Raw genomic sequence first — 17,337 nt, 5'->3', positions numbered from 1 at the left:
GTAAATTAGTAATTAAGATAGTGTAAATCAAATTGGGTTTTGTTGTATTGCAACACATTTTCAAGATAATCCACTTGAATTGATGTGGCGTTTTCTAATGAGGTAATGTATTGAAAAAAATCTATTTCTCCATGTTTATAGCTCATATCCGCTACTTTTATAATTTCTTTAGCCAATTTTTCTCCGTATTCTTTATAGTATTTTATACCTTCTTCATGTTTGATTAATTCATTTTTCTTTTGTGAAATGAATTGCTCCATTTTAGTTTGCTCGTTTAGTTTTTGTTGTTCCCAACTTTGTAATTCTAAATTGGCAACATTGATTTTAGCTTTTGTGCCTCCAAATAAAATTGGAACTGATAACCCAACTTGAAATCCATATAAAGACTGCGATAAACCATTGTTTTTTCCTTGAAAATACTCTAGATTTATATCAGGCAAATAGTGTTGTTTTTGAAGTTTAGTATTAGATTGAAATGTTTTTGTAATATTTTCAAAATAAGAATTATATAAGTCTTTACTTGAACTTTCAATTATTGTATTATTTGGAATTAATTTGTCATTTTTAATAATAGTTTTTTCATCAGATTGCAGTAATCCTTGTAGCATTTCGTAATTAGCCAATTTGTCTTTTTCTATTTGAGCTAATTTAGTTCTGATTTGTCTAAACTTACTTTGAGCTGTAATTTTTTCAAGGTAATTGGTTTCTCCTAATTCAAATCGTCTATCACTTGCTTTTGAAAAGTTCTGATACAAACTATCTAAATACTTGTATAATTTTTCTTGATTTTGATAATAAACTATGTGATTATAAACTTTAGCAACCTCATTTGATAATCTATTTTTGGTGATTTCAAAATTTGATTTTTCTCTTTCATATTCAGCAGAATATAATTTCTTTTGAGCACCATAAACCGATGGAAATAAAAATCGTTGTTGTACTCCGAATACTTTTAAAGGTAAATTATTTAAAGCCAAATTGTTTTGATCATAGCTGTAATAAATGTTTGTTTTATCAAATGAGTAAGCCGATTTTATATTCGCTTTAGCTTTATCTACTGATAATTGACCTGCTTTTATGGATTTGTTATTTTGATGTGCTTTTGAAATTAAACTATCTAATTCAGGATTATTATTTTGTGAATACGCCAATGACGAACTCAATAGTAACAAAATGATTGTAGCATTGGCATGGATTTTAAACTTAGCTTTTTTACCTTCTTTTTTGTCTAAAAGTTTGTATAAAATTGGAAGTACAATCATGGTCAAAATGGTTGCTGTAAACAGTCCACCAATAACAACTGTTGCTAACGGACGTTGAACCTCTGCTCCTGCTGATGACGAAATTGCCATTGGTAAAAATCCTAAAGCTGCGGCAGCTGCTGTTAGTAAAACTGGACGTAATCTATCGGTTGTACCTTTCAAAATTAGTTCGTTTATATCTTTCATTCCTTGATGTTTTAGTTCTTTAAAATGTTCAATAAGTACAATTCCGTTAAGGACTGCGATTCCGAAAAGCGCAATAAATCCAACACCTGCCGAAATACTGAATGGCAAATCACGAATCCAAAGAAACAATATTCCTCCAACCGCTGAAAGTGGAATTGCAGAGTAAACCATCAAAGCTTCTTTTACAGAACCAAAAGCAAAATACAAAAGAATGAATATTAAAAATAATGCGATTGGAACAGCAATCAATAAACGTGCTTTGGCACTTTGAAGATTTTCAAATTGTCCTCCATAAGTTACATAATAACCTTCTGGTAATTTTATTTTTTCATTTACAATTTTTTGAACATCGTTTACAACACTTTGCAAATCGCGGTTTCTAACGTTGATTCCAACAACAATTCTTCTGCGAGTATTGTCTCTTGAAATTTTTGCTGGACCTTCTGTATATTCAATTTGTGCCAATTCTTGAAGCGGAATTTGCTCACCATTTGGAGTTGGAACATACAGATTTCTCAAATTATCAATATCTTGACGGTTGGTTTTATCTAAACGAATTACCATATCAAAACGTTTTTCACCTTCAAAGACAGTTCCAACCGTTTTTCCTGCAAAACCAAGTGCTATCATTTCATTCAAGTCAGCAATATTTAATCCGTAGCGAGCAATTTTTGAACGATTGTAAACTACACTCATTTGAGGCAAACCTTCAGTTTTTTCGATGATAATATCGGATGCACCTTCTACATTGGCAATGGCATATTTAATTTGTTGTGCTCTCTTAGCTAATACATTCAAATCTTCTCCAAAAACTTTTATTGCAACATCACTTCTGGTTCCTGAGATTAATTCGTTGAAACGCATTTCTATTGGTTGCGTGAATTCGATTTCCATGTTTGGAATTTGCTTTTCTATCTCGGTTTTAATTTTATCTGCTAATTCATCTTTTGAATCAGCAGAAACCCAATCACCTTTTGGTTTCAATTTCACAATAATATCTGATTCTTCCATGCTCATAGGATCGGTTGGTACTTCGGCTGCTCCAATTCTACTTACAACTTGCGTAACTTCTGGGAAATTTTTTAGAATAATCTTTTCAATTTTAGTTGTGGTTTCTATTGTTTTAGTTAATGAAGTTCCTGTTTTTAATACCGGTTGAATTACAAAATCACCTTCATCTAAAGTTGGAATAAACTCGCCACCCATTGTTGTAAAAAGTACGATTGCAAAGACTAATAATGATATGGCTCCATAAATTACTTTTTTGGTATTACTTAAAGCCCAAGTGATTACAGGCAAATACCAAGAATTCATTTTGGTGATTAATCGAGAAGAAAAAGAATTTGGATTTTCTTCTTTAGGTTTTAAGAACAATGAAGAAACTACTGGAACATATGTGAAACAAAGTAGCATCGCTCCAGCTAATGCAAAACTAAAGGTCATTGCCATTGGTTTGAACATTTTTCCTTCAACTCCAGATAGTGAAAGAATTGGAATGAAAACTATTAGAATAATTAACTGACCAAAAACAGCTGAATTCATCATTTTGGAAGCACTTTTATAAGTGATTTCGTCAATTTGAATTTGACGTTCTTCTTTGGATAAATTAACTAAATGTCTTGATTTGTGAGCAATTTGAAAAGCGATAAACTCTACAATAATTACGGCTCCATCAATTATAATTCCGAAATCGATTGCTCCTAAACTCATTAAGTTTGCATCAATTCCAAAGATGTTCATAAACGAAATTGCAAATAATAAACATAATGGAATTACTGAAGCTACAACCAATCCTGAACGCCAATTTCCTAACAAAAGAACGACTACAAAAATTACTATTAGACAACCTAAAATAAGGTTTTCTGCTACAGTAAAAGTAGTTTTTCCAACCAATTCACTTCTTTCTAAAAATGGGTTGATATAAACGCCTTTTGGTAATGTTTTCTCTATTTCGGCAACTCTTGCTTTTACATCACCAATTACTTGCTTAGAGTTTCCTCCTTTTAGCATCATTACTTGTCCGAGAACTTTTTCGCCTTCACCATTTCCTGTAATTGCTCCAAAACGATTGGCACTTCCAAAACCAATTTGCGCAACATCTTTTACATAAATTGGAATTCCGTTATCATTTTTAACAACAATATTTTCTATGTCTTCAAGCGATTTTACTTTTCCTTCTCCACGAATAAAATAGCTTTGATTTACCTTTTCAATGTAAGCTCCGCCAGCAATACTGTTGTTATTTTCTAAGGCGTTGAAAACATCAATAGTTGAAATATTCATCGCTTTAAGTTTAGATGAATTTATGGCAACTTCATATTGTTTTAAATAGCCACCCCAAGTATTTATTTCAACAACACCTTTTATTCCTGATAGTTGACGTTTTACAACCCAATCTTGAATGGTTCTTAAATCGGTTACAGAATATTGATTTTTATATTCGGGTTTTACATCTAAAACATATTGATAAATTTCACCCAAACCAGTTGTTATTGGACCCATTTCTGGAGTTCCAAAGCCTTGAGGTATTTTTTCGGAAGCTGTTTTTATTTTTTCAGCTATTAATTGTCTTGGAAGATACGAACCCATATCGTCTTCAAAAACAATTGTTACTACTGAAAGTCCAAATTTTGAAATAGAACGAATTTCTTTTACGCCTGGCAAGTTTGCCATTTCAATTTCTACTGGATAAGTGATGAATTGTTCAATGTCTTGTGTAGAAAGATTTCTTGAAGTAGTAATTACTTGAACCTGATTATTAGTTACATCTGGAACAGCTCCAATTGAAATTTGAAATACAGAATATACTCCGAATCCAAAAATTCCTAGTGTAAACAGTAAAACTATTAGTTTGTTTTTTAAGCTAAAAGCGATGATTTTTTCAAGCATTTTCTTTCAATTTTCTTTTAACAAAGATAGTCAATTGATGAAAATTAAAACTTAGTATAAACTTAATATCTAATTAGGAAATTCTTAAATTTATAGAAGTTCCTTTAGATTTTTCGCTAGTAACAGATAATTCAATAGATAATAAATCGCAAAGCCTTTTAACTATTGATAATCCCAACCCTGTTCCTTTAATTTCTGGATGATTAGAAACATCAGAACGATAGAAAGAATTGAATATTTTTTCTAAATCCTCTGCAACAATTCCAATACCATTATCAGTTATACTGCAATAAACCGTCTCTTTTTCTTTTTTTAATTCAATATCAATCTGTCCGTTTTTATTGCTATATTTTATAGCATTAGATAAAATATTGCTTAAAATTATTGAAACTAAATAAGTATCTGATTTAATATAAAAATCATCGTTGAAGTTGGTTTTAATATGCAGCTCTTTTCCTTTAATCTTATCTGAAAATCTTGCTATAGTATCTAATAGTAACGAATTAAGATAAACTTGTTCATTTCTAATATTTTGCTTTTGATTTTCAAAACGAGCCAACAATAACAATTGATCTACAAGATTGTTTAATCTATCAACTTCACGAATACAGAAATTAATTTTCTCCTCATATTCTTGCTTTTCTCTTGGTTTTCTTATCAAAACTTCCATTGTACCTTTTATAACTGCCAAAGGTGTTCGAAGTTCATGCGAGGCATCTGAGGTAAATTGTTTTTCACGTTTAATTGCGTTCTCAATTCTATCTAAAAGATTATTAATAGTTTCTGAAAGCGTGTATAATTCGTCTTTATTATTGGGAAGCTGAATGCGTGATGATAAATTATCTCTTGTTATCGTGCTTGAAGTTTCAATAATTGAAGTTACTGGCTTTATACTTCTTCCTGCAATTAATCTTGCAATTAGAAATAAAACTACTAAAATCAATGGAAAAGCAATTAGAAGTATGTTTTTTAAATTAGTCAAAATCATAGTTGCATCATCAAGCGACATTGCTACTATAACGTGACCTATTATTTTATTATTATCTACAAGTGGAACTTGAATTTGTCTAATTGGTTTATTATTTAGATAAGTATCAACAAGAACATTGTCTTTGTCTTTATCATATAATTTTAATAGAATTCCTTTAAGATTTGGAGATTTATCAATTAACTGATTATTGATATCATGAAATTGAACAAAAACTGGGTTAACATCAACAGTATTGTGTTCTCTAGCTCGCCATTGATCAACTTGAATTAAATAAGTGTCGTTTCTATCAATTTCAATTTCACCTAGATGTTTTTTTACTTCATCATTTATGTCATCATTTATATGATTATCAACACTATAATAAATAACCTGATAGATAACTATAAACACAAATGCTATAAGTAGCGCTGTGCTCATTATATAATTGAAAGCAATTCTATTTCTAAAGGAAAATTTAAACATATTTAGTTCATATCATTGGCAATGTAGCCAACGCCTCTTATTGTTTTTATACAATCATTCTCTTTACTTAAGTTAAGTTTCTTTCTGATTGCATTCATAAAAACATCAATTACTCCAGTGTCGTATTCGAAATGAATGTCCCAAACATCTTCAATAATTTGAACTCTTGTACAAACGTTTCCTTTATTTTTTATTAGATAAACCAATAATTCAAATTCTCTTTGAGTAAGAGAAACTTCTTTATCATCAACAAAAACTTGATATTTACTTAAATCGACTTTGATATTAGACAAAGATAATTGTTTGTCATCGTCTATTGTTCTAAAATGAATTTTTATTCTTTCTAATAATTCTTCAAAGCTAAAAGGTTTTTTAATATAATCATTAGCGCCAGATTTTAATCCTTCAATAGTTTCTTGAATAGTATCTTTCGCTGTAAGAAAAATAATTGGTGTTTTTGAATCTGTTTTTCTAAATTCTTTGCAAACATCAATTCCAGACATTTTAGGCAACATCCAATCTAACAAAATTAAATCTGGTTTATTTGTGATAGCTAAATCCAAACCTGACAAGCCATCTGATGCCACGATTATTTCATAACCTTCTTCTTCTAAACCTTGTTTTAGAAAATCTGAAATTCCTTTTTCGTCTTCAACTATTAAAATTTTCATTGCTATTGCATTACAAATTTGAATCCTAAACTAGCTATATTTGAACTTAAACCATCACTTCTATCGTAGTGATTGAATCTAAAATCAATATTTTTCAAACCAAATTTCCAAATTTTTGAGCTCGTAAAAATATCCGTGTAAGATACTCCAAGTCCGTATTGATTTGCATTAAATGATGATAAATCATAATCTGAAGTATAGAATTCTTCTGTTGATAAATGTTTTTCAAATTGAGCAAAATATTTAGATTGTGTTTGTGTATAATAACGATACATTGGAGATACAGTGAATTTATCTGTCAATTTAATTGGCACTTCTATAGATGCTGTATGTGCTGTGATATCCCAATTATCTGTGTAATATCTGTAATAGGTTCGAACAACAAATGTTTCATTGATGTAGTAGTTCCAACGCAAACCAATAGGCAATTTGAAACGTGAACTTGGTAATTTTTCTATGGCATCAGCTAATCTATAAACACCTTCATTAGAACTATTTTCATAATTTGGGATAAAACTTGGATTACCAAAATAATAATCAGGTTTATCAGCAAAATAAATTCTGTGATAAGGTGATGAAAGTTTACCTTCTTGTTGCACTAAATCGAAGAAAATAGAAAATTGTGTTTTCTTAGTAAGTACTTGAGAGAAACTTATTGAAGCTGAATAAGAATTACGAGCTGTACTATCCCAAGCAACAAAATTTGGATTAAATAATGGATTATAACTACTATAGTTTCCATTGCGTAATTCTCCGGGATAAATAGGTCTCCATTGATCTAAATAAGCATTTACTTTTACAGAAACTTCAGAATTTTTATCGTTAAATAATTTGGAAACTCCTCCTCCAAAACCTATTGAAGTATAATCATATTCGTTAGAAAATGCAACATCTGCATTCCATATAAAATTTCTATCATCACTACTATGGCTATAATTAGCGACTAAAGAAACCAAAGCGTCTTGCTCTGAAGCTCCAGAAGAACTTTGCCATGGAGTTGGATTTTTAGAATCGTAAGGGTTAATGTTACTTGATGAGGCAGATGTGTAAGCAGAGATTCCAGCATCGATAGTAAGTACATCATCATCATTCATTGGAATTGCTACAATAATATTAGAAGCAATATCGGTCAATTTTTCAGAACCAATTCCTCCAGAAACTGATGAATGAACTCCGTCTTGATTGTAATAACTGAGCATAAAATCAACTTCTGTTGACTCTAATACTCTTTTTTTGAAAGTTACTGTAGTATCTTTTGCCATTTCGGTTTCTTGTGAAAAGACCAAGGCTGAGAAAAGGAAAAATACTATTACTAATTTATTTTGCATGATTTTATTGAAAATTAATTACATCCACAACCACCACCAGATTTTCCTCCATTTGCTCCAGCTGCAGCTTCTCTATAAACTTGAAAAGCAGTTTCATATCGTTCTGTAGACTTTGCTGAAAGTTTCATTTCGGTACTATTAACTTTAGCTTTTTCATATTGCTTCACTGTATTACATGATTGTAAAACAATTACAGAAAAAACTACTAATGCTATTTTCTTATACATGGCTTAATTAATTAAGATTTATATTTTTGAATATCAATTCCTTTTGATGTATGTATTTTTCCTTTATCATCAACAATAATACATTCTATTCCTTTAAGTTGGTTTACTAAATCCAATCCAACATCAATTCCTAAAACGAAAATTCCAGTTGCTAAAGCGTCGGCTATTTCTGTTTGTTTTGCAAATACAGATACACTAACAATTCCTGTTGCTGGATAACCTGTTCTTGGATCAATAATGTGCGAATATCTTACACCATTAAACATTACAAACTTTTCATAGCTTCCTGAAGTTTCAACCGCACTATCTTCAAGTGGAAATGTTGCAAAAACCTTATTTTTGTTCATCGGATTTATAATTCCGATTGTCCAAGGCTTGCCATCTATTTGTTTTCCCCAAGTATTAATATCGCCAGAAACATTTACAATCCCTGATTGGCATCCTTCTTTTTGCAATAATGCCTTTACTTTATCAGCGATGTATCCCTGACCAATTCCTCCCAAACCCAACTTCATTCCTTTTTCCTTCAAGAAAATTGTTTTGGTTGAGTCATTCATTATTATCTTTTCATATCCAATTTTCTCAACCGAACTTTTAATTGCTTCTTTAGTTGGCATTTCTTTCATGCTGCCATCAAACTTCCAAATTTTATCCATTGAAGCATATGAAATATCAAAAGCTCCATTGGTTAGTTTGGAAATTTTATTTGCTCTTGTTACCAATTGAAAGACTTCATCATCAACTTTTACAGGATTGATTCCAGCATTTTTGTTGACTTCAGAAATTTGTGTGGTTGGAATCCAATCTGAAATTAAATTTTCTATTCTTTTAACTTCAGCAACAGCTTTATCTATAAAAAAATTACCTTGCATAGTATCTTTAGCTACTACTGTAATTTCAAACGGACTTCCCAACATTGACAATTTTCTCTTGTGAACTATTTGTCCGAAAGATGTCAGTGAAATAAGTGCTGGAATGATTAATAAATATTTCTTCATTATTTATTCAATGAATCTAATAGTTTGATATATTCTTCTGCAGATATGTTTTTAAACCCAGTCATTCCAATGACTTTTCCTGACTTATCCAAAAGTACTACTAGAGGAAAGTTTCCATCTTTATTATACTTTTCAGATAATTTTTTATTTCGTTCTGCTACATCTGCTGGCAATTGATTAGCTTTTTTATTTGGAAAATCTGCTCTTAACAAAACTAATTTTTTCTCTGCATACTGTTTGAAAGCATCAGATTTCCATACATTTTTTTCCAATTTAATACATGGAGCACACCAATCTGAACCCGAAAAAACCAAAAGAATATTTTTATTTTCTTTAGTAGCAGTGGCTTTGGCTTCTTCTATGTTGGTCTTCCAATCTTGAGAATGACCAAAGATTCCAAACAATAACGTTATTATAATTATTACTTTTTTCATTTAATTTTTTTATACAACAAGTTACAAATTTTATTCAATATTATAACGCAAAATTATTCATATTATTTATTGAATGTTTACTGTTATTGCTTTCTTAAGCTAATATTAATCTTAAGCCAAACTTAAGTCAATACTAAGTTATCCTTAAACAAATTGAAGATTGGCAGCGATACATTTGTAGAAACTGTATATTATGCAATTATTTAAAAAGCATTCGCCTTTTATAAATTTAGCTTTATTTTATTTTATTGTTGGAATTATCACAAGATTAGTCTTATTATTTCATCCCATAACGCAATCAAGTTTTTCATTTATTGATATTGTTAAAATATTTTCTTTGGGATTATTATCCGATGTATTTATTTTTATAATAACTAGTCCTTTCCTATGGATTTACTTATTGTTTTTATCCAATTCTAAATACCAAAAACCTTGGGGTTATATAATTTTTGGATTGTTGATTTTGCTATTACTTTATCTAATATCTGGTAAATCTATTTTGCATGAATATGGTGGTTCTTTACCAGAAATTGGAATTGCTTTTGTTTCTTTGAAGGCCATTTTATTTGGATTGATGCTTTTTTTACCAAGATATAGAAGTAAAATTAGATTGATATTATTTTCTATTACCATTTTTATCTTTGTTTTAATAATTATTCAAAACGCTGTTAGTGAATACTTTTTTTGGAATGAATTTGGCGTTAGATACAACTTTATAGCTGTCGATTATCTAGTTTACACTAATGAAGTAATTAAAAATATCATGGAATCTTATCCTGTGATTCCTTTGTTTACAGGAGTAGGTTTATTAACTCTACTTGTAACTTTTATTATTGTAAAACGCTCTAAATCATTTTTAAACAAGTTGCCTTCATTTAATGAAAAAATTATATCTACTATTTTATTTTCTTTGATTTTTGTTGGAGCAACATTCATAATTCCATTATTATCAAAACAAGAAACATCTCATAACGTTTTTGCCAACGAATTGCAATCAAATGGTATGCATCGTTTTTATTTAGCCTTTATGAATAGTGAATTGGATTATAATAAATTTTATAAAACATTACCCGATGATAAAGCTTTTGCTACTATTGAAAAATTAATACCTGGAATCTCTCAAGATTTTTCAAAAAGAACTATATCAAGTATAAATCCTGAAAATAGAAAAAATGTTGTATTAATTACCATTGAAAGCTTGAGTGCAGATTTTTTGAAAGCTTATGGAAATGATCAAAACATTACTCCTTTTCTTGATAGCTTAGCAACTCAAAGTTTACAATTTTCAAATCTTTATGCTGTTGGAAATAGAACTATTAGAGGTTTAGAATCTTTTACTTTATGTCTACCTCCTACTGCTGGAGAAAGCGTTGTAAAAAGAAAAGACAATAAACATAAGTTCTCAACAGCATCAATTTTTAAATCGAAAGGATATCAAGTTAACTTTCTTTATGGAGGTGACGCTTACTTTGATAATATGGAAGATTTTTTCGGAGGAAATGGTTATAAAATAACTGACAAAAAAACTTTAAAACCAGAAGAAATTACATTTTCAAATGTTTGGGGAGTTTGTGATGAGGATATGGCTAAAAAGGCAATACAAGTGATGAACGATGAATCAAAAACTGGAAAACCTTTCTTCAACCACTGGATGACCGTTAGCAATCATCGTCCTTTTACTTATCCTGATGGAAAAATAGATATTGATTCACATTCTAAATCTCGTGAAGGTGGCGTAAAATATACCGATTATGCATTGAAACAATTTTTTGAAATGGCTAAAAAACAGTCTTGGTTTAAAAATACAGTCTTTATAATTGTTGCAGATCATTGCGCATCGAGCTCTGGTAAAACACAATTACCATTAGATAAATATAGAATTCCAGCATTAATTTATTCTCCAGGTTTTATTCAACCTGCCGTTTATAATAAAATGGTCTCACAAATTGACTTAATGCCTACGTTATTTGGTTTGCTAAACTTTAATTACAAAACGAAATTTTTTGGACAAGATGTTTTGAAAACGGATTATCAACCGAGAGCATTCATTGCAACATATCAAGATTTAGGATTGCTGAAAGACAATGTTTTGACTATTCTCTCTCCAAAGCAAAAAGTAAAACAATTTAATCTAAAATTAGAACCCAAAGATAATGTAGCTGCAGATTTTCAAATTCACTACGAACAAATTCCTATTGCAAAAGAGAATTCAAAGTTGGTTAATGAAACTATTTCATATTATCAAACAGCAAGTTCAATATTAAAGAATAAGAAGTACGAAAAATAAAAACTCCACAGTACAGTCAATTGCATTTGTGGAGTTTTAAAATGTGTTAAAGTCTAACTTAACTTTACAAATGTATAACTCATTTTTATAATGGCTATACGTAGTTTTACGTGTTTTACAACAATCCGTTATATTTTCTAATAAACCATTCTGCTGCAAGTGAAATCGCAATTAAAACGAGTAGCCAAATCCAATCAATGAAAGGCGTTTTCTTTACAATATCTTTCTGAATGGCTTTATAATCTTCGTTTTCAAGTAATATTTTAATTAAATCATCTACTTGATTTGGAACAAAAACAGCACCTTTTGTTTGTAAAGCCAATTGTTTCAATTTAGCCATATCTGGATTTACGAATTGCTTTTCGATATCAAAATCTAATATTTCGAAAGTACTAGAATAACTTGCATTTGAATTAAGTTCCTTTACTGTAAACGAATATTGTCCAGCAGCTAAACCATCAAGATTCACTTTAAAACTATTGTTTGTTTTTAGCAAATCGTAGCGTTTTACTTGTTTTGTTTTAGAATTTGTAACAGCAATTGTCAAACGCGCTTTCTCGTCAAATTCATAATTTTTATTGAAATATTGTGCCGTAATTTCTAAAGCATCACCAGAATTATAAAACCGCTCATGATTTACAATAAGTGATTTTTTAGAGTTATTTGAAGCTAAAAATTGTATGGTTTTATCTAAAAAAACATCAAACTCTTCAAATGATTTTTTCTCAATAAAACTATGTGCACGCCATTTCCAAATGTTTTCTCCCATCAAAAAAGCACTTCTTCTACCTTGATTATCAGAAAATGCTAGTAATGGCTGATTTGTTTCTACATTTCTAATTCTTGAAGATAATAGAACAGTTACATTTTCATTAGGAGTTATAGTTCCATAAGCATTCTCAAGTGGCGGAAAATTTTCAAAACCAATATTTTCAGCAGCAAACAAATTAAAATCTGAACTAAAATTAGCTAGAAAATCTTCTTTCTGAGATGACATTCTAAAGCTTATTTGATTTTGTTGCAGATTTAAAAACCCAAAATCGGTGTTATTACCAGTTATAATCCAAGTATTTATTTTTAAATTTTTATTAGCTTCAAATACTTGTTTAAATTCAGCATTTGGTTGAAATAAAACTAAAACATTAAACTTATTTAAATCGTTGATTTTATTAGGTTTAAGAATGGTTACTTTACGTTGTGCATTAGTTTCAATTCCTCGTTTTAAAGCACCTATATCAGGATGATTTATAGAAGAAATTATAGCTATTTCTGTTTTCTGATCGATGATTTCTACAGCAAATTTCTTTGAATTATTGTAAGTGTTTTTTTCAGATTCGTTAGAAGAAATTCTTGCGTTAAAAATTTGCAAACCTGTTTTATCTGCAGGCAATAAAATATTTAAAACTGCCGATTTATTTGATGGAGAAAAAGAAATACTTTGCTTATTTAAAACATTATTTCCTTGAGAAATAGCAAAATTAGCTGTTACCGATTTATTTCCTGCATATTGAAGAAATACTTCCACAGGAAATTTATTCTTATGAAAAGCATATTTATTAACGTTTATCTGACTTATTTTTAAATCTAAATAAGTGGTTGTATCTCCAACAACCAAAGGATAAACTTTATTATTTGCATCAAAACTAAAAACAAAATCCGAACCTGAAGTTTGATTTCCATCAGAAATTAAAACCGTTGGAAAAGAAAGATTTTTATTGATGCTTTTTAAGTTTTTTGCAACTTCATCAAGATTAGTTTGTTTTCCTTTAAAATTCAACTCATCTGCAGATTCAATAGGTTGAAATTCAGAATCAAAACTATACGTTTGGACATCAAATTTATCTTTCAATTTAGAATTTGAACTTATCTTTTCATAAAGTTCTTTTGCAACTTGATTCGCTTTTAAATCTATAATTGAACTTGAATTATCCACTACAATTGGTAATGGAGTTTTTACAGTTTCAAAAGTGCTTCTGCTCACAATTGGATTAATCAATAAAAGTAATAATCCAAAAATAGATAGAAAACGTAAAAAAGCTAAGAGTTTAGTCATATTAGACTTACTCTTAGCTTTATAAAAATATTGAAAATAAGACAAACCACCAGCGATTGCTATGGAAATAAATATTAAAAGAATAGTGTTTGTCTGCATTATGTTATTAAATAGTTATTCTATTTATTTAAGAAATCGTTGTTTTTGTTAGATAATAACTTTGTTATAAACACTATTGCAGCAACAACTTTAATAAAAAGACCTAACGTAATTATTAAACTTCCTGTAAAAGGACCAATTTCCAAATGTGCAATTTTGAAAAAAGCTCCAATTGTTGTGACAACAACTCCCAATAGAAATAATGCAATTATATATTTATTTTTCATTAAATAATTTATTGAGATTAGTTTCTTCCGAATTCAGAATGATAATTTCGTAAAAAAAACTGCAAACTGAACACTGAATACTGCAAACTATTATTATGTTAACATTCCTCCATCAACATTAAGCACTTGTCCAGAAACATAAGCACTCATGTCTGATGCAAAGAAAAGACAAGCATTAGCTACATCTTCAGGTGTTCCTCCACGTTTTAACGGAATAGAATCTCTCCAACCTTGAACAACATCTTCGTTAAGTTTTGCAGTCATTTCAGTTTCGATGAATCCTGGAGCGATTGCATTACAACGAATATTTCTTGAACCCAATTCCAAAGCAATAGATTTAGTAAAACCAATCATTCCTGCTTTTGATGCAGCATAGTTAGCTTGTCCTGCATTTCCTTTCACTCCTACTACACTACTCATGTTTACAATAGAACCTTTTCTATTTTTCAACATTACTTTTTGAACCGCTTTAGTCATATTGAAAACCGATTTTAAGTTGATTTCGATTACTTTATCAAAATCCTCTTCACTCATTCTCATTAACAAATTATCTTTTGTAATTCCGGCGTTATTGATTAAAACATCAATGTTTCCGAATTCTGCCATAACATCGTCAACTAATTTTTGAGCTTCGTTAAAATCTGCTGCATTTGATTTATATCCTTTTGCTTTAATTCCTAAAGCTGATAATTCATTTTCTAAAGCCAATGCTGATTCGGCAGATGAACTGTATGTAAAAGCTACGTTTGCTCCATGTTGTGCAAATACTTTTGCAATTCCGCTACCAATTCCACGGCTTGCACCAGTAATAATAGCTACTTTTCCTTCAAGTAATTTCATATCTAAAAAGTTTGTGTTATGTTTGATTTTTAAAAGCCAAATATAGGAATAATTTAAAGTATAAAAAAAATGATATTTCTAATTAAACCTTATTAATTTGTTAAAGTCTAATTGTAAACAAACCAAAACCAAACAATATGAAAAACCAATTGATGATTTTATTTTCTTCACTTTTTTTATTTACTTCTTGTAGTAAATCTAGTGATGAAAATTATGTTCCTATCGAAACTTATCCAAATGTTACAACTGCATTTGGAAATAACATCAATTTATCTAATCTAGCAAATTATGCCAATCAAACCATTCCTACCTATATCACAAAAAGCAATGTGGGTTCCAATTTGATATCAAATAAAGGCGCTACTTTAGGAAGAGTTTTATTTTATGATAAAAAGCTTTCTTCAAATAATACCATTTCATGTGCAAGTTGTCACCAACAAGCTAATGCTTTTAGTGATGTTGCAGTTGCGAGTCAAGGTGTAAACGGAACAACAGGAAGACATTCTATGCGATTGATCAATAATCGTTTTGCAAATGAAGCAAAATTCTTTTGGGATGAAAGAGCAATTAATTTAGAAACACAAACCACAATGCCTATAAAAGATCATGGTGAAATGGGTTACAGTGGTACTAATGGTGACGAAGCTTTTTCAGGATTAATTACAAAATTATCAGCCATTGGTTATTATAAGGAATTGTTCAAATTTGTTTATGGTTCTGAAGAAATTACTGAAAACAAAATGCAATTAGCTTTAGCTCAATTTATTAAAAGTATTCAATCATTTGATTCTAAATATGATACAGGAAGAGCCTTAGCAGCCAATGATGGGCAACCATTCTCAAATTTTACTGCACAAGAAAATCAAGGAAAAAATTTATTTTTATCGCCTCCTGTTTTTAATGCAACTGGAAGTAGAACTGGTGGAGGTTTAGGATGCGCTGGTTGTCATGCTGCTCCTGAATTTGATATCGATCCCAATTCAAGAAATAATGGAATAATTGGAACTATAAGCGGTGTTGGAATTGACATTACTAATACTCGTGCGCCATCATTAAGAGATTTAGTCAAAACTGATGGAACCACAAATGGTTCAATGATGCATACTGGAGTTATTACAACTCTACAAGCTGCTATCGGACATTATGGAACTATTAACTTAGCTCCAGGAAATACTAATTTAGATCCAAGATTACGACCAAATGGTTTTGGTCAACAATTAAATTTAACGGCTCCTGAAGTTAATGCTGTCATAGCTTTCTTAAGAACACTTTCTGGAACAAATGTTTATGTTGATAGTAAATGGTCTAATCCTTTTTTGAATTAAATTATTAAACTATTTAAATAAAAAAAGAGCTTTCAACGATGAAAGCTCTTTTTTTATCTATAAAGGAGATTTAAATTATCCCATTACTTCTTTTACTTTTTTACCAATTTCTGCTGGAGAATCTACAACGTGAATTCCGTTTTCTCTCATGATGCGTTTTTTAGCTTCTGCTGTATCATCAGCACCACCAACAATTGCACCTGCGTGACCCATTGTTCTTCCTTTTGGAGCAGTTTCACCTGCAATGAATCCAACAACTGGTTTACGGTTTCCATCAGCTTTAATCCATTTTGCAGCATCAGCTTCAAGTTGACCACCAATTTCACCAATCATAACGATACAATGTGTTTCTGGATCATTCATTAATAATTCAACAGCTTCTTTAGTAGTTGTTCCAATGATTGGATCTCCACCAATTCCGATAGCTGTAGTAATTCCCATTCCTTGTTTTACAACTTGGTCAGCAGCTTCGTAAGTTAAAGTTCCTGATTTAGAAACGATACCAACATTACCTTTTTTGAAAACAAAACCTGGCATGATACCAACTTTAGCTTCTTCTGGAGTTATTACTCCTGGACAGTTTGGTCCGATTAATCTACAATCTCTATCTTTTATGTATGAATACGCTTTAATCATATCTGCAACAGGAATTCCTTCTGTGATGCAAATAATTACTTTAATTCCTGCATCAGCAGCTTCCATAATAGCGTCAGCAGCAAAAGCTGGCGGAACGAAAATGATTGTTGTGTCTGCTCCTGCTTGTTCAACAGCATCTTTTACAGTATTGAAAACTGGTCTTTCTAAATGTGTAGAACCACCTTTTCCTGGAGTAACTCCACCAACAACATTTGTTCCATATTCAATCATTTGAGAAGCATGAAAAGTACCTTCACTTCCTGTAAAACCTTGAACTATTATTTTTGAATTCTTGTTAACTAAAACGCTCATATTATGTTTTTTTATTTAGTTTTATTGTTTGTGTTGCAAAAGTATTAAAAAGTGTTCAGTATTCAGTATTCAGTATTCAGTTTTTTTTCTACTTATTTGCAAATTTTCTA

At 30.1% G+C, this 17,337-nt stretch carries 13 protein-coding genes; 2 read left to right on the top strand and 11 right to left on the bottom strand.

The window, feature by feature from the left end; genetic code table 11:
* Nucleotides 1–5: 5 nt before the first annotated feature.
* The 7 genes from ACIQ06_RS01325 to ACIQ06_RS01295 all read right to left on the bottom strand — a co-directional run bounded on the left by ACIQ06_RS01325 (nt 6) and on the right by ACIQ06_RS01295 (nt 9,448).
* A complete protein-coding gene (locus ACIQ06_RS01325) occupies nt 6–4,337 on the bottom strand; it encodes a CusA/CzcA family heavy metal efflux RND transporter (RefSeq protein ID WP_396143251.1) in 4,332 nt (1,443 codons plus the stop codon).
* A gap of 73 nt (nt 4,338–4,410) precedes the next feature.
* The gene (locus tag ACIQ06_RS01320) at nt 4,411–5,790 is read right to left on the bottom strand and encodes an ATP-binding protein (RefSeq protein ID WP_396143248.1); all 1,380 of its coding nucleotides are present in this window, start codon (nt 5,788–5,790) and stop codon (nt 4,411–4,413) included.
* A 2-nt stretch (nt 5,791–5,792) separates the two neighbouring features.
* Entirely contained in the window at nt 5,793–6,461 is a 669-nt protein-coding gene (locus tag ACIQ06_RS01315; protein WP_396143245.1) for a response regulator transcription factor, read from the bottom strand.
* A gap of 2 nt (nt 6,462–6,463) precedes the next feature.
* Nucleotides 6,464–7,789 (bottom strand): DUF3570 domain-containing protein, encoded by a 1,326-nt coding sequence (locus tag ACIQ06_RS01310; protein ID WP_396143242.1) that lies wholly within the window; start codon nt 7,787–7,789, stop codon nt 6,464–6,466.
* A gap of 14 nt (nt 7,790–7,803) precedes the next feature.
* Nucleotides 7,804–8,016, bottom strand: a complete 213-nt coding sequence (locus ACIQ06_RS01305) for a DUF4266 domain-containing protein (RefSeq protein WP_396143238.1) — start codon at nt 8,014–8,016, stop codon at nt 7,804–7,806.
* Nucleotides 8,017–8,027: 11 nt separating this feature from the next.
* Entirely contained in the window at nt 8,028–9,014 is a 987-nt protein-coding gene (locus ACIQ06_RS01300) for an FAD:protein FMN transferase (RefSeq protein WP_396143236.1), read from the bottom strand.
* Nucleotides 9,014–9,448: a thioredoxin family protein gene (locus tag ACIQ06_RS01295; protein WP_396143233.1), complete on the bottom strand. Its 435-nt coding sequence runs from the start codon at nt 9,446–9,448 to the stop codon at nt 9,014–9,016. Before ACIQ06_RS01295 ends, ACIQ06_RS01300 begins: the two co-directional genes overlap by 1 nt.
* 193 nt (nt 9,449–9,641) lie before the next feature.
* Between ACIQ06_RS01295 and ACIQ06_RS01290 the strand changes: the two genes are divergently transcribed.
* Complete coding sequence (locus ACIQ06_RS01290; protein WP_396143231.1) at nt 9,642–11,735, top strand: LTA synthase family protein; 2,094 nt, start codon at nt 9,642–9,644, stop codon at nt 11,733–11,735.
* A 115-nt stretch (nt 11,736–11,850) separates the two neighbouring features.
* On the opposite strand, the gene ACIQ06_RS01285 is transcribed toward ACIQ06_RS01290, so the two are convergent.
* The 3 genes from ACIQ06_RS01285 to fabG all read right to left on the bottom strand — a co-directional run bounded on the left by ACIQ06_RS01285 (nt 11,851) and on the right by fabG (nt 14,954).
* On the bottom strand, nt 11,851–13,887 hold the full coding sequence (locus ACIQ06_RS01285; RefSeq protein WP_396143228.1) for a hypothetical protein: 2,037 nt from the start codon (nt 13,885–13,887) through the stop codon (nt 11,851–11,853).
* A gap of 20 nt (nt 13,888–13,907) precedes the next feature.
* Complete coding sequence (locus ACIQ06_RS01280) at nt 13,908–14,114, bottom strand: gliding motility protein GldL (protein ID WP_396143225.1); 207 nt, start codon at nt 14,112–14,114, stop codon at nt 13,908–13,910.
* Nucleotides 14,115–14,207: 93 nt separating this feature from the next.
* Nucleotides 14,208–14,954 carry a 3-oxoacyl-[acyl-carrier-protein] reductase gene (gene fabG / locus ACIQ06_RS01275; protein ID WP_298136317.1) on the bottom strand — a complete coding sequence of 249 codons (747 nt, stop codon included), beginning with the start codon at nt 14,952–14,954 and terminating at the stop codon, nt 14,208–14,210.
* 137 nt (nt 14,955–15,091) lie between these two features.
* Here fabG and ACIQ06_RS01270 point away from each other — a divergent pair, with 137 nt between their 5' ends.
* A complete protein-coding gene (locus ACIQ06_RS01270) occupies nt 15,092–16,279 on the top strand; it encodes a cytochrome-c peroxidase (protein ID WP_396143222.1) in 1,188 nt (395 codons plus the stop codon).
* Between the two features lie 75 nt (nt 16,280–16,354).
* Here the strand turns inward: ACIQ06_RS01270 and sucD are convergent, their stop codons facing one another.
* The gene (sucD, locus tag ACIQ06_RS01265; protein ID WP_298117203.1) at nt 16,355–17,227 is read right to left on the bottom strand and encodes a succinate--CoA ligase subunit alpha; all 873 of its coding nucleotides are present in this window, start codon (nt 17,225–17,227) and stop codon (nt 16,355–16,357) included.
* Between the last annotated feature and the right edge of the window lie 110 nt (nt 17,228–17,337).

It is taken from the genome of Flavobacterium sp. (assembly GCF_044341265.1).
Lineage (GTDB): Bacteria > Bacteroidota > Bacteroidia > Flavobacteriales > Flavobacteriaceae > Flavobacterium.
Note: the sequence above shows the minus strand (reverse complement) of the source record. Positions and strands in the feature narration are given on the sequence as shown.

Coding starts and splice junctions, on each gene's coding strand:
- ACIQ06_RS01325 (WP_396143251.1), bottom strand. CDS start 4,337: ATGCTTGAAAAAATCATCGCTTTTAGCTTAAAAAACAAACTAATAGTT.
- ACIQ06_RS01320 (WP_396143248.1), bottom strand. CDS start 5,790: ATGTTTAAATTTTCCTTTAGAAATAGAATTGCTTTCAATTATATAATG.
- ACIQ06_RS01315 (WP_396143245.1), bottom strand. CDS start 6,461: ATGAAAATTTTAATAGTTGAAGACGAAAAAGGAATTTCAGATTTTCTA.
- ACIQ06_RS01310 (WP_396143242.1), bottom strand. CDS start 7,789: ATGCAAAATAAATTAGTAATAGTATTTTTCCTTTTCTCAGCCTTGGTC.
- ACIQ06_RS01305 (WP_396143238.1), bottom strand. CDS start 8,016: ATGTATAAGAAAATAGCATTAGTAGTTTTTTCTGTAATTGTTTTACAA.
- ACIQ06_RS01300 (WP_396143236.1), bottom strand. CDS start 9,014: ATGAAGAAATATTTATTAATCATTCCAGCACTTATTTCACTGACATCT.
- ACIQ06_RS01295 (WP_396143233.1), bottom strand. CDS start 9,448: ATGAAAAAAGTAATAATTATAATAACGTTATTGTTTGGAATCTTTGGT.
- ACIQ06_RS01290 (WP_396143231.1), top strand. CDS start 9,642: ATGCAATTATTTAAAAAGCATTCGCCTTTTATAAATTTAGCTTTATTT.
- ACIQ06_RS01285 (WP_396143228.1), bottom strand. CDS start 13,887: ATGCAGACAAACACTATTCTTTTAATATTTATTTCCATAGCAATCGCT.
- ACIQ06_RS01280 (WP_396143225.1), bottom strand. CDS start 14,114: ATGAAAAATAAATATATAATTGCATTATTTCTATTGGGAGTTGTTGTC.
- fabG (WP_298136317.1), bottom strand. CDS start 14,954: ATGAAATTACTTGAAGGAAAAGTAGCTATTATTACTGGTGCAAGCCGT.
- ACIQ06_RS01270 (WP_396143222.1), top strand. CDS start 15,092: ATGAAAAACCAATTGATGATTTTATTTTCTTCACTTTTTTTATTTACT.
- sucD (WP_298117203.1), bottom strand. CDS start 17,227: ATGAGCGTTTTAGTTAACAAGAATTCAAAAATAATAGTTCAAGGTTTT.